This window comes from Agrobacterium sp., assembly GCF_059499945.1.
On record NZ_JCABZP010000019.1, the window covers coordinates 315,374 to 341,741 of the forward strand.

The 26,368-nt window shown below is 57.8% G+C and carries 25 protein-coding genes; 12 read left to right on the forward strand and 13 right to left on the reverse strand.

Annotated features, from left to right (window positions below):
• Window positions 1-102: 102 nt before the first annotated feature.
• The 3 genes from AC5I5B_RS22900 to AC5I5B_RS22910 form a co-directional block, all read right to left on the reverse strand.
• The gene (locus AC5I5B_RS22900) at window positions 103-1,986 is read right to left on the reverse strand and encodes a sigma-54-dependent Fis family transcriptional regulator (protein ID WP_495752850.1); all 1,884 of its coding nucleotides are present in this window, start codon (window positions 1,984-1,986) and stop codon (window positions 103-105) included.
• 154 nt (window positions 1,987-2,140) lie between these two features.
• Window positions 2,141-2,467: a tetratricopeptide repeat protein gene (locus AC5I5B_RS22905; RefSeq protein WP_495752851.1), complete on the reverse strand. Its 327-nt coding sequence runs from the start codon at window positions 2,465-2,467 to the stop codon at window positions 2,141-2,143.
• Window positions 2,468-2,548: 81 nt separating this feature from the next.
• The gene (locus AC5I5B_RS22910) at window positions 2,549-3,628 is read right to left on the reverse strand and encodes a LacI family DNA-binding transcriptional regulator (protein WP_087747083.1); all 1,080 of its coding nucleotides are present in this window, start codon (window positions 3,626-3,628) and stop codon (window positions 2,549-2,551) included.
• Window positions 3,629-3,866: 238 nt separating this feature from the next.
• Between AC5I5B_RS22910 and AC5I5B_RS22915 the strand changes: the two genes are divergently transcribed.
• The 8 genes from AC5I5B_RS22915 (at window position 3,867) to AC5I5B_RS22950 (ending at window position 12,077) form a co-directional block, all read left to right on the forward strand.
• A complete protein-coding gene (locus tag AC5I5B_RS22915) occupies window positions 3,867-4,844 on the forward strand; it encodes a substrate-binding domain-containing protein (protein WP_003505738.1) in 978 nt (325 codons plus the stop codon).
• A 118-nt stretch (window positions 4,845-4,962) separates the two neighbouring features.
• A complete protein-coding gene (locus AC5I5B_RS22920) occupies window positions 4,963-6,453 on the forward strand; it encodes a sugar ABC transporter ATP-binding protein (protein WP_111817385.1) in 1,491 nt (496 codons plus the stop codon).
• A complete protein-coding gene (locus AC5I5B_RS22925; RefSeq protein ID WP_003505743.1) occupies window positions 6,446-7,462 on the forward strand; it encodes an ABC transporter permease in 1,017 nt (338 codons plus the stop codon). The genes AC5I5B_RS22920 and AC5I5B_RS22925 overlap by 8 nt, the downstream gene beginning before the upstream one ends.
• Window positions 7,459-8,454, forward strand: a complete 996-nt coding sequence (locus AC5I5B_RS22930; RefSeq protein ID WP_174054396.1) for an ABC transporter permease — start codon at window positions 7,459-7,461, stop codon at window positions 8,452-8,454. Before AC5I5B_RS22925 ends, AC5I5B_RS22930 begins: the two co-directional genes overlap by 4 nt.
• A gap of 1 nt (window position 8,455) precedes the next feature.
• Window positions 8,456-9,304, forward strand: a complete 849-nt coding sequence (locus tag AC5I5B_RS22935) for a TIM barrel protein (RefSeq protein WP_174054397.1) — start codon at window positions 8,456-8,458, stop codon at window positions 9,302-9,304.
• Window positions 9,305-9,333: 29 nt separating this feature from the next.
• Entirely contained in the window at window positions 9,334-9,999 is a 666-nt protein-coding gene (locus AC5I5B_RS22940; RefSeq protein WP_174054398.1) for a nucleoside triphosphate hydrolase, read from the forward strand.
• A 64-nt stretch (window positions 10,000-10,063) separates the two neighbouring features.
• Window positions 10,064-10,933, forward strand: coding sequence for a D-psicose 3-epimerase (locus AC5I5B_RS22945; protein ID WP_174054399.1), 870 nt, complete (start codon window positions 10,064-10,066; stop codon window positions 10,931-10,933).
• Window positions 10,934-11,090: 157 nt separating this feature from the next.
• A complete protein-coding gene (locus AC5I5B_RS22950) occupies window positions 11,091-12,077 on the forward strand; it encodes a hypothetical protein (protein WP_174054400.1) in 987 nt (328 codons plus the stop codon).
• A 42-nt stretch (window positions 12,078-12,119) separates the two neighbouring features.
• Here the strand turns inward: AC5I5B_RS22950 and AC5I5B_RS22955 are convergent, their stop codons facing one another.
• The 3 genes from AC5I5B_RS22955 to AC5I5B_RS22965 all read right to left on the reverse strand — a co-directional run bounded on the left by AC5I5B_RS22955 (window position 12,120) and on the right by AC5I5B_RS22965 (window position 13,598).
• The gene (locus tag AC5I5B_RS22955) at window positions 12,120-12,533 is read right to left on the reverse strand and encodes a curlin (protein ID WP_060727200.1); all 414 of its coding nucleotides are present in this window, start codon (window positions 12,531-12,533) and stop codon (window positions 12,120-12,122) included.
• A 168-nt stretch (window positions 12,534-12,701) separates the two neighbouring features.
• Complete coding sequence (gene csgH / locus AC5I5B_RS22960) at window positions 12,702-13,100, reverse strand: curli-like amyloid fiber formation chaperone CsgH (protein WP_111817365.1); 399 nt, start codon at window positions 13,098-13,100, stop codon at window positions 12,702-12,704.
• Window positions 13,101-13,160: 60 nt separating this feature from the next.
• Window positions 13,161-13,598 carry a curlin gene (locus AC5I5B_RS22965; RefSeq protein ID WP_003505758.1) on the reverse strand — a complete coding sequence of 146 codons (438 nt, stop codon included), beginning with the start codon at window positions 13,596-13,598 and terminating at the stop codon, window positions 13,161-13,163.
• Window positions 13,599-14,103: 505 nt separating this feature from the next.
• On the opposite strand from AC5I5B_RS22965, the gene AC5I5B_RS22970 reads away from it, so the two are divergent.
• The gene (locus AC5I5B_RS22970) at window positions 14,104-16,044 is read left to right on the forward strand and encodes an ABC transporter ATP-binding protein/permease (protein ID WP_112212402.1); all 1,941 of its coding nucleotides are present in this window, start codon (window positions 14,104-14,106) and stop codon (window positions 16,042-16,044) included.
• Window positions 16,045-16,175: 131 nt separating this feature from the next.
• Window positions 16,176-16,988, forward strand: a complete 813-nt coding sequence (locus AC5I5B_RS22975) for a nickel-binding protein (RefSeq protein ID WP_174054401.1) — start codon at window positions 16,176-16,178, stop codon at window positions 16,986-16,988.
• 97 nt (window positions 16,989-17,085) lie between these two features.
• On the opposite strand, the gene AC5I5B_RS22980 is transcribed toward AC5I5B_RS22975, so the two are convergent.
• From AC5I5B_RS22980 to AC5I5B_RS23000, 5 genes are all read right to left on the reverse strand, one after another.
• Window positions 17,086-17,574: a cupin domain-containing protein gene (locus AC5I5B_RS22980; RefSeq protein ID WP_112489123.1), complete on the reverse strand. Its 489-nt coding sequence runs from the start codon at window positions 17,572-17,574 to the stop codon at window positions 17,086-17,088.
• 135 nt (window positions 17,575-17,709) lie between these two features.
• Window positions 17,710-19,713, reverse strand: a complete 2,004-nt coding sequence (locus AC5I5B_RS22985) for an aq_1923 C-terminal domain (RefSeq protein ID WP_174054402.1) — start codon at window positions 19,711-19,713, stop codon at window positions 17,710-17,712.
• 148 nt (window positions 19,714-19,861) lie between these two features.
• Window positions 19,862-20,755, reverse strand: coding sequence for a DMT family transporter (locus tag AC5I5B_RS22990; protein ID WP_174054403.1), 894 nt, complete (start codon window positions 20,753-20,755; stop codon window positions 19,862-19,864).
• A gap of 256 nt (window positions 20,756-21,011) precedes the next feature.
• Window positions 21,012-21,416: a hypothetical protein gene (locus AC5I5B_RS22995; protein ID WP_020009925.1), complete on the reverse strand. Its 405-nt coding sequence runs from the start codon at window positions 21,414-21,416 to the stop codon at window positions 21,012-21,014.
• A gap of 46 nt (window positions 21,417-21,462) precedes the next feature.
• Entirely contained in the window at window positions 21,463-21,681 is a 219-nt protein-coding gene (locus tag AC5I5B_RS23000; protein WP_003505772.1) for a hypothetical protein, read from the reverse strand.
• A 284-nt stretch (window positions 21,682-21,965) separates the two neighbouring features.
• Here AC5I5B_RS23000 and AC5I5B_RS23005 point away from each other — a divergent pair, with 284 nt between their 5' ends.
• Complete coding sequence (locus tag AC5I5B_RS23005; protein ID WP_495752852.1) at window positions 21,966-22,307, forward strand: ArsR/SmtB family transcription factor; 342 nt, start codon at window positions 21,966-21,968, stop codon at window positions 22,305-22,307.
• Complete coding sequence (locus AC5I5B_RS23010; RefSeq protein ID WP_080867417.1) at window positions 22,304-23,227, forward strand: SRPBCC family protein; 924 nt, start codon at window positions 22,304-22,306, stop codon at window positions 23,225-23,227. The genes AC5I5B_RS23005 and AC5I5B_RS23010 overlap by 4 nt, the downstream gene beginning before the upstream one ends.
• A gap of 103 nt (window positions 23,228-23,330) precedes the next feature.
• Here the strand turns inward: AC5I5B_RS23010 and AC5I5B_RS23015 are convergent, their stop codons facing one another.
• Window positions 23,331-24,416, reverse strand: a complete 1,086-nt coding sequence (locus AC5I5B_RS23015) for a DUF262 domain-containing protein (RefSeq protein WP_080867418.1) — start codon at window positions 24,414-24,416, stop codon at window positions 23,331-23,333.
• A complete protein-coding gene (locus AC5I5B_RS23020) occupies window positions 24,413-25,159 on the reverse strand; it encodes an FRG domain-containing protein (RefSeq protein WP_080867419.1) in 747 nt (248 codons plus the stop codon). Before AC5I5B_RS23020 ends, AC5I5B_RS23015 begins: the two co-directional genes overlap by 4 nt.
• Window positions 25,160-26,368 lie beyond the last annotated feature (1,209 nt).

Consider the following 26,368-nt stretch of genomic DNA (forward strand, 5'->3'; position numbering starts at 1 on the left):
GTTTGCCGTGCTGGAAGCCTGAAATTGCGGGGTTTTACCAGAATGCCGGTTTTGTATGACGCCACAGCTGTGGCGCAACAGCCGTGGCATATGCCTCACCTGTTAGTGAGGTTTTCCGATGCCGAGGCGTCGCATCCGCCGGTGCATCGTCGTGCGATCGATGCCGAGTCGGCGTGCGGCCTCCGACACATTGCCGTTGCAGGCCGCCAGAAGCGCGCCGAGATCGGCGCCGTGACTGTCGATCATGGGGGCTGAGGTTGCGGAGGCAAGATGATCGGGAAGGTCTTCCGCCGTAATCAGCCCGTCATCACAAAGGGCGGCGGCAAAGGCTATGGCATTGTCCAGCTCGCGGATGTTGCCGGGCCAGGAATGGCCAAGGATCAACATCCGGGCGGCGTTGGAGAGCGTCAGAGGACGACCCGGCAGCCCATGTTTTTCCAGAAGCTTATCGAGAAGCCAGGGGAAGTCGTCGCGCTCGCAAAGCGCCGGCAAGGTCAACACAGCCGCATTCAGGCGATAATAGAGGTCTTCGCGGAAATCACCTGTCCGCACCATGTCGCTCAAAGGGCGGTGCGAGGCAGAAATCACCCTGAAATCCACCTTCTGGGGCGTGGAGCCACCAACGGGCAGGATCTCGCCTTCGGCCAATACGCGCAACAGCCGGCTTTGCGCCGCAAATGGCATGTCGCCGATCTCGTCGAGGAAAAGCGTCCCGCCCTGCGCCTCCTCCACCAGCCCCTTGCGTCCTTTCGCCAGCGCCCCCGTGAAGGCTCCCGGCAGATAACCGAACAATTCGCTTTCGATCAGCTGTTCGGGAATGGCGGCGCAATTGACGGCGACGAAGCGGCCGGAAACGCCGCTGGCGTCATGAATGATGCGGGCGAGATGTTCCTTGCCGGTTCCGGTCTGGCCCTGCAGCAGGATCGGCAGTTTTGCAGGCGCCAGTTTTTCCACCTTGCGCCTGAGGTTTCGAACCGCCGGCCCATCGCCGCCAATGTCTTCCATAACCGGCTGGGATTTCAGACGGGCAAGCGGCACGGTCGACCGGCGCTGCTGCGGTTCGATCGCGTGCGCATAAAGCACGGTGCCGTCCTTCACGACGATGCGCCTCTCCTGCGGCAGGCTTGACCGGGTGAGGGAGGCAAGTTCGTCAAAGCCGGCCTCGAAAAACTCCTCTACCCGCTCCCCGAGAAGGCGCTCGGGCACGCGCCAGTCAAGCCCGCGCGATGCGGCGAGAAGGCGTGCGGCGGCATGCGTCATGCCCGTTATCCGGCCGGAGCCATCGACGGAGACGGCGGCTTCGGGGTCGACATCCAGAAATTCGGGCGCGCCCGCAAAGCGCAGCACCAGATCATGGCGGCTGCTGGCCATCAGATTTGCCAGTTCGATCCTTCGCACGGTCGATGAAACCAGATGGCGCGCCATGTTCTGGCTCGTCTTGAGGATGGGGGAACTCAGGAGTGAAATATCGAGCACCGCCGTCAATGCACCCTGCGTATCGTAGATCGGGGCTGCGGTGCAGGAAAGCGGCGTATGCGTCACATCAAAATGATCGGTCTGATGGATCGTCAGTGCTTCGCCGGTGGCGATGCAGGCGCCGACGGCGCAGGTGCCGGCGCGCGGCTCCGACCATTCAGAGCCCAGGTAAAGCCCGGCCTTGCGCAGATTGTTGTTGAATGACGGGTCGCCCAGAAACTCGACCGTCACCCCCTGTTGATCCGACAAAAGAAGAACGTAATTCTGCTCGGCCACCTGCCGATACAGCCGCTCCAGGCCGGAACGGGCGATGTGGACGAGGTCTTCCGCCCGCTGGCGATGCTCGCGCAGGCATGTTTCGGAAACGATGACCGCTTCGCGGGCCTTGGCCGGATCAAGCTGATAGGTGTCGAGACAACGCCGCCAGGATTCAAGCACCACCGCATCGCGGCCAGTATTCCTGCCCTGTCCGACGTGTTCGATTTCCTTGATGTGATCCGAAAAACCCATAAATCACCGGCCCTCGACAGCCGCCTCCCGTGATTTTTCCGGCGATCATAGCCAGTTTTATGAAATCTGGCTAACCTTCCGGCGATTTTTTAGCGCATGGGCTCGATTGTGCTGGCAACGACGCGGCCGAGTTGCGCCCGTGATGCCCGTCTCATCAACTGACGCCCTTCAAACTGTGTGACCGCAGACGTCGCAGCCGGACCTCCATCTGCCTTTTGGCCTGAATGTCGCCACGCCTGATGGCCACCGACATGCCTTCCACCCACGCCGCAATGGCGCCGTCGTCATCTCCCAACCGTGCGCGGCATTCGCCGAGTTCGGCCCAGACCGCCGAATAGTCTGGGTCCTGCCGGATAGCCTCCTGCAGATGATGTGCAGCATCTTCGAATTGCCCTGCGGCCGCCAGAGTCCTCGCGATTGAAAAGCGCAGCAGCGGACTGTCCCGTCCGTCTTCCAGCATCTTCATGAGTTTTTCTATCATCGTTATCCCGTTGCAATGGTGAAGCACCATGCAATCGGTACGACCTCAAGCGCAGTTGAGGTCAAGCGGTATTCCGCGCGTTCATTTGCCCATGCGGCGTAATGCAACCGGGTCCCAGATATCGTCGAGCGGGCCTTCCAGCGCGGTTCGCGGGGGAATGAGCTGCGGTTCGATAATGATGACCTCGGGTTCGCTCCGGTTATCCTCCAGCAGTTCGAAACCCTTTTCGAGCATCTGCGCGATATCGGGCTTGATCATATAGACCGGGAAGGGAAGGAACGATGCAAACGGGTCGTAGTCGAAGCAGCCGACCACGATGTCGCCGAAGGTCTCACCGTCGTGACGCCCCATGAAACGAAGCAGCCCTTCGAAATTTATCGATGAGTTGACGAAGAAACAGCGGGGCAGGCGGCCCCTGCGCTCGAAGAAACCTTCGAAAGCCAGTTCCGTCATGCGAGGGGAATAGCCGGTAATCTCGATATCGTCTCCGCTCTCAGCCCCGAAATAGGCGGCCTTGGCAGCGTGGAAGCCGTCGATACGGGCGCGGCTGGCGTGGTCGTCGTGACCACCGAACAAGATAACGTCATCAGGACCGAGAGGCCCGCCTTTTGCCGCATGGGCAAGGATTGCCGATGTCAGTATTTCCGCGCCGCGCCTGTTGTCGGAAATGACCGAGGAAGCAAACTTGCCGGGAAGATCGATATTGACGTGCGGAAGGGCCGCGCGGGCGCAGACCTGGTGCACGCCGTCGGGATCGGTCACACCGGCAATGAAGAGCGCATCGATCGAATAGGCGATCAGGGTCTCCACGGTGCGACGTTCTTCCTCGGGATCGCGCCGACCGGAGACGACCATGGGCGACAGGCCGCGTTTGCGCGCCTGCCCCTCGAAGGTCTGCGCCATAGAGGAAAAGAACCGGTTGTCATAAACCGGCACCAGAAGCCCGACGAGACCGGATTTCGAGCTCCTCAAACCGCGGGCCTGCAGGTTGGTGGTGTAGCGATGCGCCTTGGCAAGCGAGAGAATCTTATCGGCGGTCTCCTCGGAAATCCGCCGCTTGCGCCATGATCCGTTCAACACGGCGCTTACCGTCGAGGCTGATGCGCCCGACAATATCGACAAGTCATAAATGGTGGCTTTCTTGGAACTTATGCCCGTCACTGTGATCTCCCCAACTGATTCCAATTATTAGAGCAGGCGTCCCCTTGACGGAAGGGAGCTTCATGATATGGTTATTGCACCATCGATTGTGCAATTTAGCAATATCGATTGTGCAAGATGGTTGCTGTGGGAGTGGCAAGGGAGAGTCTCGAATAAGCGAGATGAGAAATTTTGAACGCGCCAGATGAAAAAATGGCTGCGGCGGGTTTCGGTTGCCGATTTTTTGAGGAGGAACATCATGAAGAAAATTATTGCTGCAGCGGTCGGTCTGTCGCTCGCACTGCTCTCATCCGCCGCCTTTGCCGAAGGGCCGAAGGTTGGCGTCGTCGTCAAGATCGGCGGTATTCCGTGGTTCAACGCCATGGAGGCCGGTATCAAGGAACAGAGCAAGAAGCTCGGCGTTGACGGTTTCATGGTCGGCCCGACGAGCGCCGACCCGGCCCTGCAGGTCCGCGCAATCGAAGACCTGATCGCCCAGAAGGTCGATTTCATCGGCGTGGTGCCGAATGATGCAAAAGTGCTGGAGCCGGTGCTGAAAAAAGCCCAGGCCGCTGGCATCAAGGTCATCACCCATGAATCGCCCGAGCAGCTCGGCGCCGACTGGGATTTCGAACTCGCCTCCGCCAAGGGCTTCGGTGAAGCGCATGGCAAGCTTCTGGCGGAAAAGATGGGCGGCAAGGGCTCCTATGCCGTTTTCGTCGGTTCGCTCACGGTTCCGCTCCATAACGCCTGGGCTGATGCCGCCATCGCCTATATCAAGGCCAATTATCCCGACATGAAACTGGTCGGCGATCGCTACGGTGTCGCTGAAGACCTCGACAAGAGCCGTTCGACGGCGCTTGACCTGATGTCGGCCAATGCCGATCTCAAGGGCTTCCTCGCCTTCGGTTCGCAGGGGCCGATCGGTGCCGGACGCGCCGTCGAAGAGCGGCGCAAGGATGGCAAGGTCTTCGTCATCGGCCCGTTCTCGCCGGGGCAGGGCGCAAAGCTGATCAAATCAGGCGCGCTGACGGGTGGCTTCATGTGGAACCCGAAACAGGCCGGTGAAGTCTTCATCACGCTCGCCGACCGTATCGCCAAGGGCGAGACACCGAAGGCCGGCGACAATATCGAAGGTCTCGGCACCATCAATCCTGAAGGTAACACCATCGTCGTCGACCAGCTTTTGAAGATCGACAAGGAAAGCATCGACAAGCTCGTTTCCATGGGCCTCTGATCCTCCCCAAGGCCAAGGGCGTCGCGCGGGTGCGATACGCGCGCGACGCCTCATCTGGAAAAACATGCCGAGCGCCACGTCTGCAATGCTTTCGCGGCGGAAGGAGATTTACGTTATCATGAGCGCAGAACCGCTCCTGTCCCTCAAAAATGTCAAAGTCACCTTCGGCGGCGTCCGCGCGCTGAAGGGTGTTTCTTTCGAGGTCAATCCGGGTGAAGTGCATTGCCTTGCCGGCGAAAACGGCTGTGGCAAGAGCACGTTGATCAAGGTCATAACAGGCGTTTACACGCCCGAAAGCGATGCCGAACTCTATTTCGACGGCAAGCCGATAACCGCGATGACCCCGACGCTTGCGCAATCGCTTGGCATTCAGGTGATCTGGCAGGATCTGGCGCTGTTTGATGAAATGACGGTGGCTGAAAATATCGGCTTTCAATATGCGGTAAACGGAAAATACGGGCTGGTCGAAAAGCGCGCCATCGAACAGGCTGCCGAAAAGGCACTGGCGCGGCTCGGCGTCGAGATCGATCTTGATAAGCCGCTCAAGGAACTGCCCATCGCCCAGCGCCAGATCGTGGCGATTGCCCGCGCGCTGGTCGGGGAAGCGCGGCTCGTTTTCATGGATGAACCGACCGCGTCGCTCACGCAGTCGGAAACCGATTATCTGATCGACATCGTCCGCAACCTGTCGGCCTCGGGTGTGGCGGTCGTCTTCGTCTCGCATCGCCTTGCGGAAGTGCTGGAGATTTCAGACCGCATCACCGTGCTGCGGGATGGATCGCTTGTCGGCGTCTTTCCCGTTGAAGGCATGACCCAGTCACGGGTGACCGAACTGATGACCGGCCGCAATTTCGACAGCGCCGTCATCGCCGCCGATCACGACGACAAACCCGTTGTTCTCTCGGTGCGCGGGCTGAGCCGGGCCGGCGAATTTGAAGATGTTTCGTTCGATCTGCGGCGGGGAGAAACACTCGGCATAACCGGTCTCTTGGGAGCCGGCCGCACGGAACTGGCCTTGACCCTGTTCGGCATGCATCGGGCGCAATCGGGTGAAATCCTCATCGATGGAAAGAGGGTGGATTTCCATTCCAACCGCGATGCGATCCGGGCGGGTGTCGCCTATCTTTCCGAGGACCGGCTCTCGCTTGGTCTGAACCAGCCGCAGTCCATTGCCGATAATCTCGTCATGGCCTCTCTCGACCGCTTGCTGAGCGGTGGCCTGATCTCTCCGTCGAAAAAGGCGGATGTCGTTTCCCGCTGGATTTCGGCGCTCGGCGTCAAGATCGGATTGCCGGAAGATCCGATCCGCACGCTTTCAGGCGGCAATCAGCAGCGTGTGGCGATTGCGAAGTGGCTGGCGATCGGGCCGAAAATCCTCATCCTCGACGCGCCGACCGTGGGTGTCGATGTCGGTGCCCGCGCCGGCATCTTCGAAATCGTCCGCAAGCTCGCCGCAGAAGGTCTCTCGATCATCGTGATCTCCGACGAAGCGCCGGAAGTTTATTTCAATACAGACAGGGTCATCCACATGGTCGAAGGCCGGTTCCACGCCACCTATGATCCGCGACGCCTGTCGCTTACCGAACTGGAGTCCGCCATCTATGCGTAGGCTCATCCTCGGACATACGACCGAATTCACCCTGCTTGTGGTCATGTTGCTGCTCTGCACGGGACTGTCCTTCGCGACCGACCGGTTCCTCACCATCTCCAATGCCTTCGATGTGCTGAATGTCTCGGCGGTCAATATCATCTTCGCGGTTGGCCTGCTCGTGGTGCTGATTTCAGGCGGCATCGACATCTCCTTCGCGGTCGCGGCCTCCGTCGTCCAATATGTGACGGTGCTGGCGCTTAATGCGCTCGGCGGCGGCAACTGGGCGGAGGGTTTCATCATTGCCGGGGCCGTCGGCCTCGGTCTCGGCTTCGTCAACGCCTTCCTCGTCTGGCGGCTCAATATCATTTCCATCGTCGCGACCATCTCCACCTTCAATATCTTCTTCGGGCTGTTGATGTTCTTCACCAAGGGCGTGTCGATCTACGACCTGCCGGAGTGGCTGTCGACGCGCGTGGTGTTTTACGAGCGTGAGATGCCTGATGGTTCCTGGGTCGAGCTGACGCTGCCCGTTGTGGTGATGATCCTCTGCTGTGTCGCCACCTGGTTCATGATTTCGCGCACCACCGTCGGGCGCAAACTTTATGCCTTCGGCGACAATCCGGAAGGCGCTCGCCGCTTCGGCATCAATATCGGCGCCATGCATTACATCTCCTTCGGCTGGCTCGGCCTGATGGCGGGCATTGCCGGGCTCATGCAGGCGCATTATGCGCAGGAGGTGGTGCCGAACGCGCTTTATGGCCGCGAGCTGGATGTGCTTGCCGCAACCGTGCTTGGCGGCGCGCGGCTCGGCGGCGGTAAGGGTTCGGTCATCGGCTGTGTGCTTGGGGTGCTGATGGTCTCGATCACCCAGAACGGCCTCAACCTGATGGGCGTTTCTCCCTTTGCCTTCAAGATGATCGTCGGGGCCATCATTCTCATCGCCATCACGCTCTCTTCCACCCGGTTCGACAAGCTTCTGCCGAGCGCCTTACGGACATCCGCAAAGAAGGGGAGCGCCCAGCGATGAGCAGCCTTGTCAGGAAATTCAACGCGATCTTCGGTGCCGATATGGCCGGACCGGTCATTGCCTTCATCGCGGTCATGCTCATCTTTGGAACGTTGGCGAACAACTTCCTGTCGCTCGGAACATTCGGTTCGGTCGCATTCCAGCTGCCGGAGCTCGGCCTGCTGACACTGGCGATGCTGCTGCCGCTTCTGACGGGCGGTATCAATCTTTCCGTCACCTTCGCCGCCAATCTGTCAGGTCTCGCCGCGGCCTGGGTGCTGCAGGCCCATGGCGGGGTGGATGCGCCGCCGAGTGCATTTCTGCTGGCCTGCCTTGCAGCACTTGTCGCCGGCGGGGCTGCCGGTGCCATGACGGGGGCGGCGATCGCTTACACCCGCGCCCATCCGATCCTTGTGACGTTGTCCATGATGATCTTCCTGCGTGGGCTGGGCGAGTTTCTCACTCGTGGTGGGGATGTCTCGGGTTTTCCCGCCTATATGGCGCCGCTTGGCCACGGCACGCTTCTCGGCCTGCCGATCCCGCTTCTGATTTTCATCGTCTGCGTCGGGCTCTGGCATGTGCTGCTGACACGCACCAAGCTCGGCTTCGGCCTGTTGATGATCGGCTCAAACATCGAGGCCGCACGTTATTCAGGCCTCAACACGCGCAGAATCCAGGTTCTCGTCTACACGCTCTCGGGTCTGATGTGTGCGGTTGCCGGCATCATCATGCTTGCCCGTTTCAACTCCGTCCGTGTCGGACACGGGGAATCCTATCTGCTGATTACGGTGCTGGCGGCCTTTCTTGGCGGCATCAATCCGTTCGGCGGTTTCGGTCGGGTACTGCCCGTTTTCGTGGCGCTCATCGTTCTGCAGCTCCTGTCGTCCGGCCTCAATCTTCTCGGGGCCAACCAGCATCTGGCAACGGCGCTCTGGGGCGTGCTGATGATTGTCGTCATGGCGGCGCGCGGCCTGTTTTCAAGCTACTTCGCATCTCTCAGAAGGAAGGTATGACGTGAAAGGCTTCGGTGTTCACGCAATGATGTGGTCTCTGAAATGGGACCACGAAAACGCCAGACGGTCCATTGCCGCTGCCGCGGATTACGGTCAGGATTTCATCGAGATTCCGCTCATCGATATCCCCTCCGTCGATGCAAAATACACGCGCGGTTTGCTGGAGAAATACCGTCTACGCGCCGTCTGTTCGCTCGTGCTGCCGGAGCCCGCCTGGGCGTCCGTACGTCCCGACGCGGCTATCGACTATCTGAACGCCGCGCTCGACAAGGCTGCAGAAATGGGGGCGGAGGCGCTGACGGGGGTCACCTATGGCGGCACCAATGAGCGAACCGGATTTCCCCCGACACAGGGTGAATATGACAACCTGACAAGGGCGCTTTCGCGGGCTGCCGGCCACGCGAAAACGCTCGGCCTGCAATTCGGCATCGAGACCGTGAACCGCTACGAGAACCATCTGCTCAATTCCGCCGAACAGGCGGTGGCGCTGGTCGAACGTATCGGTGCCGATAACATCTTTATCCATCTCGATACCTTCCACATGAACATGGAGGAAAAGGGTATCGCAAACGGCATCATCGCCGCCCGCAACCACCTGAAATACATGCATATGTCGGAAAGCGACCGCGGCACGCCGGGGTTTGGCAATGTTGCCTGGGATGAAGTGTTTTCCGCACTCGCCGCCATCGATTTCAAGGGTGTGCTGACCCTCGAAAGTTTTGCCGCGATGCCGCAGGAGATGGCGGGCGCGATTTCGACCTGGCGGCCGGTTGCGCCGGGCGCTGATGAGGTTCTCGACAAGGGACTGGCATTCCTGCGCGACAAGGCAAACCAGTACCGGATTTTCTGACAGCATCCATTATCGAGGCGAAGAATACCTTGAGCAAAATTGACGACAATGCCCGTGAAATTGCGGGCCTGACCCTCAAACGTCTTGCCGGCGCCAAAGGGCGGCGCGTGATGATTGCAATCGCCGGCGCGCCGGGATCGGGAAAATCCACCATTGCCGAGCATGTGGTTGACGTCTTGAATGCAGGCGAAGGCGTGTCTGCGGCGCTCTTTCCGATGGATGGCTTTCATTATGACGATGCCGTGCTCGAAGAGATGAAGCGCCGTCCCTTCAAGGGCGCAATCGACACGTTCGATGCTCACGGCTTGCGCCACATGCTTGAGCGCCTGAAGGCCAATGAGGACGACAAGGTTGCCGTCCCCGTCTTTGACCGCGCCATCGAGATCGCCCGCGCAGGCGGCCGTCTCATTCCGCAATCCGTCGATATCATCGTCTGTGAGGGCAACTATCTCCTTGCCAGTCAGTCGCCTTGGGATCGTCTCAAACAGATTTTTGACCTGACTGTTTTTGTCGATGTCGATGAGGACGACCTGCGCGCGCGGCTGAGAGACCGCTGGCGCAGCTTTGGCCTCGGCGAAGACGAGATCAATCGCAAGGTTGAAGAGAATGACCTTCCGAACGGCCGGTTCATCATTTCCGCGAGCACGGAGCCGGACCTTCGTATCGGAAATCCGGGAAGCAAGCTGACTTCCTGAAGCCGGCTGAACCGCTGCTCCGCCCAAATCAAATCCAGCGAAACGAAAAGCGAAAGAGATCCCCATGAAACACGGCATCTATTATTCTTACTGGGAACATGAGTGGAGCGCCAAGTTCGGCCCCTATATCGAGAAGGTCGCCAAGCTCGGTTTCGATATCATCGAAGTCGCCGCACACCACATCAATGAATACAGCGACGCCGAGCTCGCCGTGATCAGGCAAAGCGCCAGGGATAACGACATCATCCTCACCGCAGGTATCGGCCCTTCAAAAACGAAGAACCTGTCATCCGAGGATGCTTCGGTGCGCGCAGCCGGCAAGGCGTTCTTTGAACGTACCCTTTCCAATGTCGCCAAGCTCGACATTCACACGATCGGCGGCGCGCTGCATTCCTATTGGCCGATCGATTACTCCCAGCCCGTTGACAAGGCGGGAGACTATGCGCGCGGCGTCGAAGGCATCAATGGCATTGCCGATTTCGCCAATGATCTCGGCATCAACCTTTGCATCGAAGTCCTCAATCGCTTTGAAAACCACGTGCTCAACACGGCGGCCGAAGGCGTCGCCTTCGTCAAGGATGTTGGCAAGAACAACGTGAAAGTCATGCTGGATACGTTCCACATGAATATCGAGGAAGACAGTTTTGGCGAAGCCATCCGCACGGCCGGCCCGCTTCTCGGTCATTTCCACACCGGTGAGAGCAATCGCCGCGTACCGGGCAAGGGCAGGATGCCCTGGCACGAAATTGGTCTGGCCCTTCGCGATATCAATTACACCGGTGCTGTTATCATGGAGCCCTTCGTCAAGACCGGTGGCACGATCGGCTCTGACATCAAGGTTTGGCGCGATCTCAGCGGCGGCGCCGATGTCGCGAAAATGGACGAGGACGCCCGCAATGCCCTGGCATTCTCCCGTTTCGTCCTTGGCGGCTGATACCCCATAAGCGCGTTGACCGGGCGGCCGCTATCTGTCGCCCGGACAGCCGCCACTATCTGCCCGCCATCGCCGAGTTGAAATGACAACCGCTTGTGGGCTAAAGCACTGATGTCTCTTCAGGATCAAAACGATCCGCCCAGGACCATTGGTTTGCATGATCCCTGTCGCATTGCCCTCCGTCGAAGCGCTGCTTCTCCTTGCCTTCTTTCTCGTCACGCCCCTTGTGTGGGTCGTCTGGACGTTGTTGCTGTTCGTTCGATATGTGCACGGCCGCTGGAAGCGCCCGATGATCCTGCCTTACGGGCTGGTGACCGCCGTTGCGCTTTTCACGCTTTTTCGGTTCGGCGATTTTTATCTGCAGATGCGCGCTTATGACAGGGAGAGAGCGGCAAGCTATCGGCAGGAACTCTCGGAGCCGGCGCGCCTAGGCGGGATCGATATGCCCAAGGGTACGAAACTCGAACTGGCCATTGCCGATAACAGGGAAGCCTTCAATCGGGCCGTGTTTCCGCATCCGGTGCGGGTCGCTGATATCGATGCGATCGAGATCGCCCGTTATATCGCGATAAAGACCAACGAGAACTACGAAACGATCGGCTTCACCCCTGGCAACATGCGCATAACCGGCAATGGAGTGACCACCCAGAGCGGCTGGCGCTGCGACGCGACGCAGCCCGTGGAGTTTGACTTCATGACCGATGGCGGCATCTCCGCCTTCAGCAAATGCATTCTCGCCGAAGGCAATGTCGTTGACGGTATCAGCCTGCCGAAAGGCACGTCCCTGCGTGCTTCCACCGGTAATGTCTACATCGATGGCTTTGTCGATTCAGACAGATGGATTGTCGACACACCGCAGGAGAAGACCGTTCACATTGATAGTTTCGAGCTTTCGGAGGTAACGCTTGCCCTTGATGGCAACCGAAAACTCCACGCAATCAGCAGAGGTGTGCTTTCAACAGATGCCACGATCGGAACGCTTCGCCATGCCGCCGGAAGCAATATTCGTTATAATCCCCGGCATCTTCGCAATGATTATCCCGGCGCATGGCTGATAATTCCGTCTCTGCCCGCTTCCGGTGCTCTGCCGGTTCCGTCGCCGGATATCGTTCAGAGCAGGGACGGAAAGGTTCTTGCGAATTGAGCCTGTGGAGACGACCCGCAAGGATCGCTGTCCTGCGTCGCCTTACCAGCCATAGCTGAAAGTCAGCCCGCTGCCGTTATTCCCATCCTGCACCACATTGGTGTCCGTGTTGCGGCCATATTGGAAGATGCCATAGGCGTTGTTGTTGCCATTCTGCTGCAGCGTTGCGGAATGGCCGGTGCCGCGTTGCCGGATAAAGCCGAGATTGCCGCCGCCGTTCTGGGCGATGCCGGCGGCGTTACCACGGCCGAGCTGGCGGATATCGGCATCCTTGAGGCCACGGTAGAGCGAATAGGCGCGAAGTCCCGTCGAAAGCAGATCGCCATCGGCGGCATTGCCGGGTGCGAGGTCGAAGGAGATGCGGCCGCCGGCATGGGCGGGTGCGGCAAATCCAAGGGGTGTGAGACCACCAACAAGCAGGGTAACGGTAAGAAGTTTCAATATGTTGCGGGTCATTCTGATCTCCATCTGTTAGCGCCTTGCCGATGATGGATAATCGCATCCCGCAACTGAACCCGACCGGAATTGCCCATTCACATGTCGTTCAGTCGGTCGGCACGATCAAAAGAAAAGGGCGCCTGAACCAGCGCCCTCTATGGGAGTAATTCACAAGCATGCCGCAGCTTAGTCGCCGTCGACCTGCTTCGTGCAGCTGAAACTCCTGCCATCGATCACCATATCGAGCACCGCCTTGTAACGGGCTCCCTTGGCATCGAGCGTCACCGCGCTCAGCAATTGCGAACGTCCGGCGGCGGCATCAAAGTCGCCGCCCTGATTGATGACCGAACGTCCGCCACTTCCTGATTTTTCGACGTGAAAGGCGTAGGTCCCGCCGGCAGGCGTGTCGCCCCCGGCAAAGGCCTCCAGCCTCACCATGCCCGCCTGCGGCGTTGCCCTGATCTCGCAGACCTTTCCCTCTGCCGGTTCCCTTGCGGTCGAGATGGCCGCAACGGCGCCGGCGGGAAGCAGGGCCAGTGCAAGGATCGCCGCCAGGCGGCGCGGATGTCTGACGCTATGGGGCATGGCTCGTCTCCCTGATGATCTGATGTTTCGATCCCGACCAGTTTCACGTCTTGTGGCCCGTTAGGGGCAGGCCTGCACGAAGGCCGCGACATTGTCGTTGCCGCCCTGGCTCACATTGGCGCTGCAGCCGCGGCCCACCTGCACACCGGCCGCGATATTGCCGTTGCCGTCCTGCGTCAGGATGGTGGTGTGGTTGGAACCGAACTGGCCGATACCGGCCACGTTGCGGCTGCCGTTCTGATAGGTGGAACCGTAATTGTCATGCCCCTCCTGGCCGACAGCCGAAAGATTATGCCGGCCATACTGATGACCGACAATCCGGTTGTAGCCGCCGTTCTGATAGGTACGGATCCGGTTGCCGTAACCCTCCTGTGCGCCGCCGGCAGAATTGGACCAGCCATATTGTTCGATGCGCACGTCATTGGCCATGGCGGGTGCCGCGGCAGCGATGCCGACGAGAGCGACGAGTGCACTTGCAATGAAAGACTTCCGGATCATGACTGTGTCTCCTCAGGCGGATAAGACCGCGGTTGAACGTCTTTGTTGTAGACGGTCCCGTCGGAACGGAAGCTGAAGGCGCTATTCAGTCGGGGTTCATTGGCAGGTCACCGCTCATCGCCTTCGGCATCACGGAAATCCGTCTCGCCGCTCTCGGTCATGCCCGCACTGTTAGCCTGGCCGTGGCAAGATTTGCCGATGCGTTGGCGATCGTCCGAACGAATGACCACGTCACCGCCATGCCGGATCGCCTGGACAAAGGTCGCAAGGCGAGATCTGGCGTCCCGGTGCTGTGGTCAACATCACGACGCAGTCACCGGGCACGATCCCGATGAAAGCCCGCCAGGTCTGATGGAGCGGGTCATTGCCGTCGCTCTGCTCGGACCGGGATTTGGGTATCTGCTGAAGTGGAGAAAAACCAGAGGCCGCTAGCATGGCCGCCTTGGGCCAAAGGCAAATCATTCTGGACTGGCAACCTTTCAAACCGCCATCCGTTTAAGCATCCATGACCGATGCTGACGCAAAACCGAAACCAGTCGATGGCACCGGCCAGAATGGTGCAGAGAATGTTCATGCTAACGATGATCCCCTCCCGCCGGAGGAAATGGAACCTGCTTCGGGTTTGACACCGGAAGAGGCCGCAGAGGCCCGCAAGAAATATCTTCTGAAACGCTTCTGGATCAGCGCGCGAGGGTTCTGGAGCCGCCGTGGCGATGCGTTGGCATGGCCGTTCTCCATCGGGCTCCTGGCGATGATCGGCATAAATGTCGGTTTCCAATATGGCATCAACGTCTGGAATCGCGGGATTTTCGACGCGATTGAAAAACGGGATGCATCCACTGTTTATTTTCTCGCTTCGATATTCCCGCCGCTGGTTCTCGGAAGCGTTATGATCGTGACGTCACAGGTCTACGTCAGAATGCGCATACAGCGGCGTTGGCGCTCCTGGCTGACCAAGGTGCTGGTCTCCCGATGGATTGCACATGGCCGCTATTACCAGCTCAACCTGATCGATGGTGACCATCAGAATCCGGAGGCGAGGCTGTCGGAGGATATGCGGATCGCCACCGAAGCACCCGTGGATTTCGTGGCGGGCGTCATTGCCGCCTTCGTGTCGGCTTCCACCTTTATCGTCGTCCTGTGGACGATCGGCGGCGCGCTGACGCTGCCGATCGGCGGGGCATTGATCACGATACCCGGCTTTCTCGTGATTGCGGCGGTGATCTATGCGCTCATCACGTCAAGTTCCATCGCGTTGATCGGCCGGAACTTCGTCAGGGTCTCCGAGGTCAAGAACCAGCTGGAGGCGGAATTCCGCTACACGCTGACCCGTGTCAGGGAAAACGGGGAAAGCATCGCCCTGCTTGGCGGCGAAGAGGAGGAGCGAAGCGACCTCGACAAAAGATTCCGCAATGTCCGGCAGCAGTGGAAGCAGATGGCGCAGCAATATATGCGCACCACTGTCGTGTCGCATGGATCGATGTTGATTGCGCCCGTTGTTCCGCTTCTTCTCTGCGCGCCCAAATTTCTCGACGGCAGCATGTCCCTCGGCCAGGTCATGCAGGCGGCATCCGCTTTCACCATCGTTCAATCCGCCTTCGGCTGGCTGGTCGACAACTATCCCCGGTTGGCGGATTGGAATGCCTGCGCACGCCGCGTTGCTTCCCTGATGATGTCGCTTGACGGTCTCGAGCGGGCCGAACAGAGCGATAAGCTTGGCCGGATCGTCCGTGGTGAAACGGAAGGCGAAACGATGCTCAGCCTCAAGGATGTTTCTGTGTCGCTCGGCGACGGTACGGCCGTCGTCAAAGAGACAGATGTGGAGATCGGGCGGGGAGAAAGAGTGCTCGTCGCAGGGGAGTCCGGATCCGGCAAAAGCACGCTTGTTCGGGCAATCGCGGGCCTGTGGCCATGGGGCGGCGGCAGCGTCAGTTTTCGCGCTGGCAGCCGGCTTTTCATGTTGCCGCAGCGGCCATATATTCCCTCCGGCACGTTACGCCGGGCGGTCTGCTACCCGCAGGCGGCCGAGAGCTGGACCTTTGAAGAGATAGGGGAGGCTCTCGACAAGGTCGGTCTCGGCCATCTCAAGGACAAGGTGGAAGAGGAGGCGCCGTGGGACCAGACGCTGTCAGGCGGTGAAAAACAGCGGCTGACCTTTGCCCGCCTGTTGCTGAACGACCCTGACATCATCGTCATGGACGAGGCGACTGCGGCTCTCGACGAAAAAAGCCAGGACAGGATGATGCAGACGGTGATTGATGAATTGCCAGACGCCACGATCATCAGCGTGGCGCATCGTGCCGAGCTCGAGGCCTTCCATAGCCGAAAGATAACGTTGGAACGTCGGGAAGGCGGCGCAAAGCTGGTCAGCGACATCCACCTCATCCCCCGCAAGGCCCGATCCGGCTCTTTGCTTCGGCGTATGGTCAAGCGCCCGAAATTCTAACGCGAACGAATATCGCCCTTTCCGGTGTTCCCGTCATTTCCGGTGTCACCCGTAAGAACGATAGACGACCATTCGGTGACGTCATAAAATGGCTGGCAGAGGAGGCAACGAAATACTCTTGGGAGGAACCAATGCCTATCTTCATGGACCGGCACGAGCTTGCCGGCGTTTCCGCTGCGGATATTGCTGCGGCGCACCTTAAAGACCTCAATATTCAGGATCAGTATGGCGTCAAGTTTTTGACCTACTGGTTTGATGAAAGGCGTGGCACGGCCTTTTGCCTTATCGATGCCCCGGACGCCGCAACCGCGCAGTGCGTGCATCGCGAAGCGCACGGTTTTGTCGCCAGTGAAGTGGTGGAAGTCGCCCTGTCGGCCGTGGAAGCATTTCTCGGGCGCATACAGGATCCGGTGGCTGTTGCGGCTGTCTCGAAAGATATGGACGCCGGCCACCGCGCGATCCTGTTCACAGACATTGTCGGCTCAACCGAGATGACGGCCCGCCTTGGCGATCGTATGTCGGCAGAACTCGTCCGGGCGCATGATGCTCTCGTGCGTGGTTGTCTGGGGCGACGATCGGGACGGGAGGTCAAGCATACCGGTGACGGCATAATGGCGGTGTTCTCCTCCGCGCCGTTTGCCGTGGATTGCGCCATTGATATCCAGCGCGAGTTCCATCGTTACAACAGCGCCAAAGGGGAGCCCATTCACATTCGCATCGGGCTGGATTGTGGGGAGCCGGTCGAAGACAGCAATGACTTCTTCGGCACGACCGTGCAACTGGCAGCAAGGCTTTGTGCAGCCGCTGAGAGCGATCAGATCCTGATATCGGACAAGACCTTGCAGGAATATGGCGGCGCTGATGTCCTCGTGCATGGTGATCGTTACAGACTGAAGGGCTTTGCCGAGCCGGTCCTCGCTTATAGTTGCGAGTGGCTGCATTAGCTACGGCTCGTGCTGCAGGGGAACGCCGCCCTTGGGCAAAATCCAAGGCTGAAATCGCATGCCTGCCGGGTATAAGGGTAGATCGGCGGGCTGGCCTTCAGCGCCATATTTCCATCAGGCCGCATGAGGCTCCATGCACTGGGTCTGTCTCAGGTTTCGGCAGGGACCTTATCCGCTCAAGCATTTCCGCGCTTGGTGCAGAGGTCTGAATATCGGCCTTTTGACCGGGCGGATAAGCACCTACCACTTGAAAATCCGCAGAAGATCTCAGCTTCATATGGCCGGTTCCGGCGGGCAGTATCAGGCAGTCACCCTGCGCGACATCAAGAGTTTTCCCGTCCGGCCCGCCGATCTGCAATGTCGCCTCACCACGGCCCACACCCAGAACCTCGTGCGCCCCGCTGTGGTAATGGTGGTAGTCGAACACGCCATTGCGCCAGATGCCGCTCCATCCGTTGCGGGAAAATATCGCTTCGAAATCCGCGGAATGAAAGTCTGTGCCGACATTTCGATAAATGACGACGGCAAAGGTCTGATTGTTGGGAACCTGCCCGCCGGGGCCGAAAGTGAGTTGCTCGGTTTTCATGTTGATGCTCCTCATGACCCTGCCCGCGGGAGGGCGGGCTTCTCAGACGATCAGGTTATAATCTCATGAGAATACCAGTGCCGGCAGTCTCGAGCTCGGAAAACCAAGCTTGAGACTGCCGGAGAAGTGGCCGGTTTATTCGGCCGTCGCCTGAATATCGACCTTGTCGAGAAGACCCATCGGATTGTCGGAAGCGGCAACCAGGTCAAAAATACCGAGGCCATTTGCGCCCGTGGATTTGACCGTTACCGTCAAGGTTCCAGGTTTGCTGATGAACTGGACGAGCGCTTCCACCGCGTTTTGCAGCTTCGGCTGTTCAGCTGCCACCTGCGGCAGCATCATGCTCGCCACCAGTGTCAGAGTCGCGCGCACCTGATCTTCCGTCATATCGTTCTGCAGGGCATAAAGCTTGATCGCCTTGGCCATCAAACCTTCGTCCTTGATCGTGAGCTTCACCTCGCGGCCGGCGAGCCCGAAGAGCGCCGCCTGCGCGCGATTGACGTCAAAAGAGAAGAACTCTTCGGTAAAGCCGCTTACCAGACCGGCAAAATTGACGCTGCCGAAATCCTTGCTGCTGAGCGAGATGTCGCGGATCACCAGATTGCTGTTCGGTTCGTCCCAGCCGGCCGCAAGGCCATAAGAGAAGGCGAGCGTTTCAAGACCCAGTTTGCGGGCTTCGACGAAAACTTCCTCCTCCGAGTCGGCGGGGATCGGAAGCGTGAGCTCGTCCTGCCTGATCTCGATATCGGTCGGGATGCCGTTGAAGGGCTTGGTCAACCCCATCTCGAAATTCTTGAGTGAGAACTTGATGCGTTCAGGCGTGCCGGTCGTCTCTTCCTCAGTCTTTTCCGGCGCGGCCATATCGACGTTGATGCCGCCGACGCGCACCCTGCCAAGTTCCGGTATCAGGCGATTAAACTGGAAGGTCTCGATCTGCGTCTCGTCGAGCGCGATGATCTCGGAAATTCCCTTGATCGTCGAACTCCAATCAAAGCCCTTGAGGCTTGCTTCCGCGACTTCGATCTTGCCGTCGCCGTCTCCGATCGACATGCCATTCAAGCCGAAGTCGAGCTTGCGGCTGTCCATCTGCATGTCGATACGGTCGATGGTGGCCTTGACCCTTTTGCCAGCCGCCCCTTCCTTTTCATCTGGCGCGTCGACCTTGAAGCCGATGAGCTGCATGTTGCTTTTGCCGACCATGTCGAGAATGGACACGACCTTTGCGAAAAGCGCCTGGCGCGCTTCCGGTGAAAGCTCGTCAGGATTTTGGGTGGTCGTCAGCGCTTTCAGGGTCTCCAGCAGCGGCTCAGACGGCATGCGGGCGGTAAAGCCGTCGCTGCGGATTTCATCGTAGCTGAAATGAGCGTCTCCGTCAGAAAAGGAGACAGCCTTGACGGAGAGCGGCCCGTAGAGCGGTTTCGCTTCCTTGTCTTCGGGACCGGCCTTTTCCGTATAGAGCCGGGCGAGATAAGCGACATCGATGCCTTGGCCGGCGATTGCGCCGGTCGAGACGACCATATGCTTGTCCTTCATCGCGCCATCGCTGTCGGGAAGCTGCATCTTGATGTCGTAGCCGCCATTGTCGATCGAATAGCTGGCGATGCGACCGCCGGCGATCTCGGAGAGAGCCAGGTTCTTGTAAACGGTCTTCTGCTCGGTGGTCGCGACGGACTGGGTAAACGTAACCTCAGGCGTGGAAATGCGCGCGGCTGCGAAGCGCTCGATGCGCCGGGGCAGGGAGTTGCCGTTTTCTTCCGCCTGTCCCGGCTTTTCGAAAGCGGCATTCTCGACGCGGGCCTGCGCCATCGAAATCTTTCCGGTGGGCACATCGATATCGATGGTCGTCATGTCAAGCGCGCCGTCCAGAAACGGAAGTTTCGGACGTCCGTCGATAGCCGCGATCTTGATATTCTTGCCGTCTTCAAGCGGCAGCGTCAGATCGCGAACATGAATTTTCCCGAAAAAATCGACCTCGATGGCAGTGGCGGTCGCGCCGCTGCGGGCAACGAGTTCCTTGACCTTTGCTTCGTAGAAGGTCTTGCCGCCGATGACGCCCGCGGCAGCAACGGCAATAATTGCAACCGCCGCCCAAAGCGCCCGGCGCCGACCCTTGCCGGTCTGGATGTTTTCCTGTTCCACGAAGTTGGTCCTCTCTAACGAACTGATATTAGCCGCCTTTTAAGCACGCAAAAGTTGCTTAGCAAGGGGTCATTGCTGTCTGAATCCTGGCGTGAAAAGTCTCGACGCGGATGGGGTGTTTCCGCACCCGTTCTCCATCGGGTTGAAGCTATCTCCAGAACATCAGCGCCATGCCGGCCACGACAAGTGCGGCGCCGGCCCATGCGCCGGGTGCCGGCACTTCCCGCGTTCTCAGCCACAGCAATGGCAGGATAATCACCGGCGTCGTTGCCGACAGTGTCGAGACAATGCCGACCTTGCCGCCGGAAAGGGCAAAGAGAAGCAGCGTCATGCCGAAAGCCAGGGCGATGATGCCCGTGAACGCCGTCTGCAGGAACAGGCTTCTGGTCATCGGGCCTCTGGGCCTGACAGCCTCGATCGGCAGCATGGTAAGCGCAGTCAGGCAAAGGGCGGCCACCCCGACACGCAGCATGGAAGCGGCAAGAGGATCGATCCCGGTCGCCATCACGGGCCTTGCAATGAGCGAGCCGACCGCCTGGCTGAGCGCCGCCAGAAGGCCGAAGAGCACGCCGAGCCAGAGAGGCCCCTTCACGCTCTCCCATTCATGCAGCTGCGCCTTGCGCTTGCCGAAGAGGATTGCCAGCAGCACGCCGCTGAGCGTCAGGCCTATGCCGGCAATGGCGCTTGTGGGAAGCTGCTCGCCAAGCACCGCCCATGCCAGCAGTGCGGCGATCGGGGCATTCAGCGCAAACAGGATTCCCGAACGGCGCGGCCCCAGCCGGTTGAGGCAGGTGAAGAGAAGCGTGTCGCCAACAAAAATGCCGATGAAGCCGGAAAGGAGAAGTGACGACAGCGCCTCGGGCTGAAGCTCCCGCCAGGAGCCTGACGCGAGCACATAGACCCCCAGCAAAGCGGCGACAAAAAGCTGCCGCGTCCTGTTGAAGGCCAGCGCTCCAAGCCGCCCCGCCGGACCCGCGGCAAGAAGCCCGGTTATCGCCCAGCACGTCGCGGCGCCCACGGCAGCCAGTTCATAGATCGGCATGTTTTCCCCGTCGATTCGCAGCCTGCTTCCGGCCGCGGATAGTATCCCTGCCTGCACCCATCGCAGATTCCGGGTTTGCCCGCCATACCCTAAGCATCGCCATCAACGGCATGCACCAGCACATAGCCCGCCGCCCGCGCCGGGCCAGCCGCCGCGTCCGTTCGCAACAAATGCGCCGCACCCGCACAGCTCCCCAGTCTCGATGTCAGCGTGCGCCGGCATCGAGACTGGGAACGGACGGTTTATTCACCGTGCGTCACGCGCCATTGATGATATTGCAGATGCCCTCGCGGATGACGTTCTTGTCCGCGATCTGTCCTGCCTGAATGTTGAAGACAGCGTCAATTCGCACCGCGGCGCCTTTCTGCCGGGCCACGACCCGCAGCGTCTGAATTCTGCCGCTGCCGCTGGTCTCCTGGTGCGCATCGATGGAAGACAGCGCCTTGTTGATCTGGATGCCTGAAAAACCTTCCGCTGCCACGGCCTGCGCGAGCTTTTGCAGCACGGCGGGCGCTTTCGCCTTGGGCAGTTCCTGCCAGGACTTGTAAGAGACAGCCGTCACCATCGGTACACCTGAGACAGTGAAGTTCTTCTCGCAGGATGCGGCGAGGACGGGGCTTGAGAAGGCGATCAGGCCAAGAGCTGCTATGACATATTTCATTTCGAATAATCCAATCGTTGGTAAAGGCTGAAAGCTACCGGCCGCATCAGAATGTCGACCGTTTTCCTCGGTACGTGGACGGAGGCGGAAGAGCCTCATGGGCTTGCGCCAGCGTTTCCAGCCATGTCGCCAGGCCAGCGGGAACCTCCTCGTTGCCCGCTTCCAGCGCCTCAATCCATGAAAGTTCGCATTGCAGCGCGGACGCAATATTGATCGGCGTCCAGCGGATCACCCGCAGGCATTGATTGAAGCGTTCTGGTGACATGATGATTTGATTTTTCCCCGTCTTTTCCCGGCGAAGCTCACTCAGGCGGCAGCGAGAGTCAATCTTTTTCTGCAACTTTTGATGGCCCGTTTCCGGCCCGTCAGTTGCATCCGCCGCCCGTTGCCGAACGCCAGGCGCATGAAGGGGAAGGGTTCCGTCACCCAAACGAAACGGTCGGGCGACGCATCGGCATTTCATCCCCGGGACCATCCCTCCCGATAAAACTTAGTTAATCTGCTAAGTTTCCCCTTGCCCTGTCACGATGAAACATGATAGTTAGCAATATGACTAAGCATCATCAGGAACTTTCACTGATCTTCCAGGCTCTGGCCGATCCGACGCGACGGGCGATTCTGGCGCGCCTTGGCGGCGGGCCGGCACCGGTCATGGAGTTGTCCGCTCCCACGGGGCTGCGTCTGCCCACGGTGATGCGGCATCTTTCCGTGCTGGAGGAGACAGGGCTGATCATCACCTCCAAGGATGGGCGGGTGCGCACCTGCGCCATCGTGCCCGAAGCGCTGGAGCCGGTAAGCACATGGCTCGATGAGCAACGGGCCGTGTGGGAGAGCCGGCTTGACCGGCTGGAGGCATTTGCAATGCAGGCCATGAAGGAGGATTCAGAATGACAACGAAACCCGGTCAAAAAAGCGCACACGCTGAATCGCATCAGCCACAAGACCGTTTTGCAACGCTCAGCTTCGAACGGGAGATTGCCGTTCCGTTATCGGCTCTCTGGCAGGTCTGGCTGTCACCCGCCGCCCGGGCGGTGTGGGCCTCTCCCTCGCCCTCGGTCACCGTGGAGTTCCTGGAAGCGGACAGCAGGCTGGGCGGTCGCGAAGTTTCGCTCTGCAAGGTCGCCGGCCAGCCGGATATTCGCTGTGAATGCGGCTGGCTGGAGCTTCAGCCAACCTGCCGCAGCGTGAATTATGAGGTGGTCTCATCCGGCGGCGTAACGCAGTCGGCAGCGCTGGTAACTGCCGATTTTCAGGCTGCGGAAGAGCGTAGCCGCTTGACCGTAACGGTGCAGCTTTCCTCTCTGGCGGAGGATATGCGCGATGGTTATCAAGAAGGTTTCAGCGCCGGTCTCAACAATCTGGCCAGCGTGGCCGGGCGGACCATGGTGCTGGAGCGAACGATAAAGGTGCCGCGAAACATCGTCTGGAAAGCCTGGATGAACGAGAAGACGCTGCCGCAATGGTGGGGTCCTGAAGGGTTTTCCTGCCGCACGAAGAGGATTGATCTGCGCACCGGCGGCGAATGGGTCTTTGACATGATCGGCCCTGACGGCACAGTCTTCCCGAACCATCATCGTTATGTCGAGGTCCGGCCCGAAGAGCGAATCGGCTATACGCTGCTATGGGGCGAAAACGGGCCGAAACATGCCGATGCCTGGGCCTCCTTCGAAGATCAGGACGGCGCGACGAAAGTTGTGCTGGGCATGGTGTTCAGCACTGAAGCCGAGTTCCAGCAAGCGAAGGGCTTCGGTGCCGTGGAACTGGGTCAGCAAACGCTGGGCAAACTGGAACGCTTCGCCAAGGCGCTATAGATGTGCCGGGCTGTTAGCGTGCCAATTTTGACAAAAAATTTAGTGAGGCGGGCCATGGAGCAGCCCGCCATACGCGCCAGCAGCAGCCGGCGCATTTTCCATCTTAGAATATGCCTAAGGGTAGTTCCAAAAACTCAGCTAAAATTCTGCAACGTTCTCTTATACTTGAGGCGTCGTTGGTTCCCTGTTGATTGAGGCGATCAAATTCTAAGAGGTCAAAGGACGCGCCTTCATAGTTTTTCGAGGCTAGTTCACGGTTCTCAGAGAGTTTTTTCCTGAAATCCAGGAGTTTCCTGCGTGTGATTTTGTCGGTTTTTCCAACTGCCAGCGCTTGCTTAAAGGTAAGGTAGTAAACAACTAGGATGCCTTGCGCTGCAAGAAGCTCATCTGTGTGGGTAAATTCAGCATTCATTGCATCTAAGATGGTTGCGACTAGTTTCTTCAATTCAGCAACTCTCTCAGGATTGTTGCTGTGATACTTGCGAGCAAGTCCGTCGAGATAAACCTTTTTGGTATCGACAATTTGAGGGTGTGGCTGCCTCAGGCTATCCTCGACAAGCAGAAAACGAGCCGCTGCTTCTCTATGTTGGTAACGATTATTGCGGAATTTTACTCTGTCTGTAAAAAACTCGTTATTGGACAAGTCCGCAATCGCTTTAACTAAATTCCCGCCGATGGCATTACGCTTTTCTGCTGCGTTTAAGGGCACAGCTTCATTGAGTCTGGAGAACATATCTTCAATTAGGTCTAGCTCGTCCCCTTCGATTCCGACAGTGACGACCGGTAGAACAAATGAATCAAATTTCACCCTGATCTTCGGATGTTGTTTTGCTATATCTTCGTAGCTGAGACCCGCTAGGCTAATGCTCGTGTCTCGCTGATACTCAAAATCTCCTGACAGCGTGAAATCGCCGTCCATAAAACCCCATATCGACTCCAACCTTTGTCGACCGTCGATAACTGCATATCGATATCCGGTGTGTGTATACTCCTTATTGCTTAGTTCATGGAAGTATATCTTTGGAAGATCATAGTCATTTAGAATGGAATCAATAAGAAGTCTTCGTTTGTCAACGGTCCAAACGCCTCCCATACGTTGATAGTCGGGATTCATATTGATTTCATCTCGCTCAGAGTATAGCAGCATTATCGTGCTATTCTTCATTGAAGCTGTTTCAACGTAACTCATTTTACCATTTCCTTAAGTATCGTGCCGACGCTCGCCAATTCGGGGAACAGACTAAATCGATTAAAACCTAACAGCCTTAGATCTGTCAGCACCGAGTGCCGGGATTCGCTAGGTATGACGTACTTAAGAATATGCTTCTGATTCCCAACGTCCTCGATAGCGATTTTCTGTTTGTGATGTATTGTAAATGTCCCGAGTTGCGCCTGAATTCTGGGGTTATTTCGTGTCGCTATTGTTGCCACAGGTAGCAATTCGAACCGTGTGGTTGTTTGAACGCTTTCAGTTGAGTAGCCTTCCAACTCAGCATCTTCGAAAGAAGGAATGTATTTTCCCTCAACTTTGTCTACTATGTTTGCGTTCTTGTTGAGAACGGTGGGCCACAGGCACCATAGCGCTGCATCCTTATCGGGATGACTTTGATATTCGTCGACGGCGAAATATAGCGCGACGAGTGGACTCTCACTCCAGTCGAGTAGTCTGGTGGGGACGCCATAATGCTGCATCAAAAAAGTCCAGTCGAAGGAATTCTGAGGCCTGTTCTCCGCAAGCATCGCTGCGCTTTGCTTAAAGCGGTTTAGCAATGTCGTTTCGGAGACTTGTACCTCATGTCGGAGGAAACCCGGCAAAAGGGACCATTTGGCATCGGACTGCCCTCGAAACCAAGCGGTACCAGCACCCTGATCTTGATCTTCTCTCCAAGAGTCTAGGAACTCGCTAATATTGTTTATTTTCTTCTCGATCATTTTGGCCAAATTGCCCCGTGTGATTGATAGTTTGATGCTCAAATATCGATGATTCGTTCATAAGTTGTAAAGGCAGGATGGCGTGTCCTTTGAGGAGATCGTAAGTTTACCGTGGCTACAATCCGAAAATCATATGCGGGATCGGTAATTGATGCGATCAACTGCGACAAACCTCCAGCATCGTAAATAATGAATAGAATAGTCGGGATTATCTGTGGTGATCTTGATTCCAATTTCGACCGATCTGGCGAGTAGCGATAGCGGGTATAATTTGCTAGCTCGTTGATGCAAAAAATACGGTTTCATTTATAGCTACCGGCCTGTCCGACTTTGTGCATAGTTAAAAATCTATGTTTTTCAATAAATTGGGTTATTCAATGCTTGTCTTTTTTTTGAAGGTGTTGGGGCAAGTTTTTTCTTTTCATTTGTTTTATCCTCGCCCTTTTATACCCGAGTTATAGTGTCCGTGTTTTGCGATAAACCGGAAATATTTCGAGTTTTGAAGCGGAGCTAACGCCGGTTTTGAGAGACGGACGTCACTCTCATATCCGGTGTCTGACAGCGAATTTCCTCTGGCGGTGAACAGAGGGAAATGGATTTGGTTTGTGGTGGGCCTTCTATTTCTCTTAAGATCATGGCTTTGCCAGGCATAAATCGCTGATGCGGGGCACTGATAAGTGTCTTTATTTCCCAGGTGGCAATTTTCAGTGCCCCGTTGCAATGCCCATCGAGCTGAAAGGCTGATGGAAAAAAGAGATGAAGCTCATAACACGGTCGCAATCGCGTCGCGTGATAGGAAAGGTGCGTTTGATGGGTCTCTACGAGATGTACGTTCTTGCCGCTCGGGCGGATACTGCATTGATGAGGAGAAAGCTGGCACGATCTCTTTATGCCAGGGCAAAGCTTCGAAACCGGCAGCTCAAGAGGCAATATTTACACAACCAAAAGGAATATGAATTCGTTGGCGGATACGAAGAGGGTAGGCCAGATGCGATCCGGACGGCTTCCATAAACATATATTTATATAACAACCAGCGCATAAACATATAAAATATATGCCGTGATGAATTATATATGTGTGACTGAAGGCGGTTAGGAATCCGCTGGCAAAATCGACTTTTACGGCCTGCGATTTGCGGATTGCGGGGCGATTACGTGCAAATATATGAATTTTATGTTGAATTTGCTGTTTTGACTGGAGGATTGTTA

What these genes read in the sequence shown, in the direction of transcription:
- AC5I5B_RS22950 (WP_174054400.1), top strand. Translation starts at nt 11,091, where the DNA reads ATGATCCCTGTCGCATTGCCCTCCGTCGAAGCGCTGCTTCTCCTTGCC.
- AC5I5B_RS22975 (WP_174054401.1), top strand. Translation starts at nt 16,176, where the DNA reads ATGCCTATCTTCATGGACCGGCACGAGCTTGCCGGCGTTTCCGCTGCG.
- csgH (WP_111817365.1), bottom strand. Translation starts at nt 13,100, where the DNA reads ATGCCCCATAGCGTCAGACATCCGCGCCGCCTGGCGGCGATCCTTGCA.
- AC5I5B_RS22970 (WP_112212402.1), top strand. Translation starts at nt 14,104, where the DNA reads ATGACCGATGCTGACGCAAAACCGAAACCAGTCGATGGCACCGGCCAG.
- AC5I5B_RS22945 (WP_174054399.1), top strand. Translation starts at nt 10,064, where the DNA reads ATGAAACACGGCATCTATTATTCTTACTGGGAACATGAGTGGAGCGCC.
- AC5I5B_RS22990 (WP_174054403.1), bottom strand. Translation starts at nt 20,755, where the DNA reads ATGCCGATCTATGAACTGGCTGCCGTGGGCGCCGCGACGTGCTGGGCG.
- AC5I5B_RS22955 (WP_060727200.1), bottom strand. Translation starts at nt 12,533, where the DNA reads ATGACCCGCAACATATTGAAACTTCTTACCGTTACCCTGCTTGTTGGT.
- AC5I5B_RS22995 (WP_020009925.1), bottom strand. Translation starts at nt 21,416, where the DNA reads ATGAAATATGTCATAGCAGCTCTTGGCCTGATCGCCTTCTCAAGCCCC.
- AC5I5B_RS22925 (WP_003505743.1), top strand. Translation starts at nt 6,446, where the DNA reads ATGCGTAGGCTCATCCTCGGACATACGACCGAATTCACCCTGCTTGTG.
- AC5I5B_RS23020 (WP_080867419.1), bottom strand. Translation starts at nt 25,159, where the DNA reads ATGATCGAGAAGAAAATAAACAATATTAGCGAGTTCCTAGACTCTTGG.
- AC5I5B_RS23010 (WP_080867417.1), top strand. Translation starts at nt 22,304, where the DNA reads ATGACAACGAAACCCGGTCAAAAAAGCGCACACGCTGAATCGCATCAG.
- AC5I5B_RS22980 (WP_112489123.1), bottom strand. Translation starts at nt 17,574, where the DNA reads ATGAAAACCGAGCAACTCACTTTCGGCCCCGGCGGGCAGGTTCCCAAC.
- AC5I5B_RS22920 (WP_111817385.1), top strand. Translation starts at nt 4,963, where the DNA reads ATGAGCGCAGAACCGCTCCTGTCCCTCAAAAATGTCAAAGTCACCTTC.
- AC5I5B_RS23015 (WP_080867418.1), bottom strand. Translation starts at nt 24,416, where the DNA reads ATGAGTTACGTTGAAACAGCTTCAATGAAGAATAGCACGATAATGCTG.
- AC5I5B_RS22915 (WP_003505738.1), top strand. Translation starts at nt 3,867, where the DNA reads ATGAAGAAAATTATTGCTGCAGCGGTCGGTCTGTCGCTCGCACTGCTC.
- AC5I5B_RS22905 (WP_495752851.1), bottom strand. Translation starts at nt 2,467, where the DNA reads ATGATAGAAAAACTCATGAAGATGCTGGAAGACGGACGGGACAGTCCG.
- AC5I5B_RS22930 (WP_174054396.1), top strand. Translation starts at nt 7,459, where the DNA reads ATGAGCAGCCTTGTCAGGAAATTCAACGCGATCTTCGGTGCCGATATG.
- AC5I5B_RS23005 (WP_495752852.1), top strand. Translation starts at nt 21,966, where the DNA reads ATGACTAAGCATCATCAGGAACTTTCACTGATCTTCCAGGCTCTGGCC.
- AC5I5B_RS23000 (WP_003505772.1), bottom strand. Translation starts at nt 21,681, where the DNA reads ATGTCACCAGAACGCTTCAATCAATGCCTGCGGGTGATCCGCTGGACG.
- AC5I5B_RS22900 (WP_495752850.1), bottom strand. Translation starts at nt 1,986, where the DNA reads ATGGGTTTTTCGGATCACATCAAGGAAATCGAACACGTCGGACAGGGC.
- AC5I5B_RS22965 (WP_003505758.1), bottom strand. Translation starts at nt 13,598, where the DNA reads ATGATCCGGAAGTCTTTCATTGCAAGTGCACTCGTCGCTCTCGTCGGC.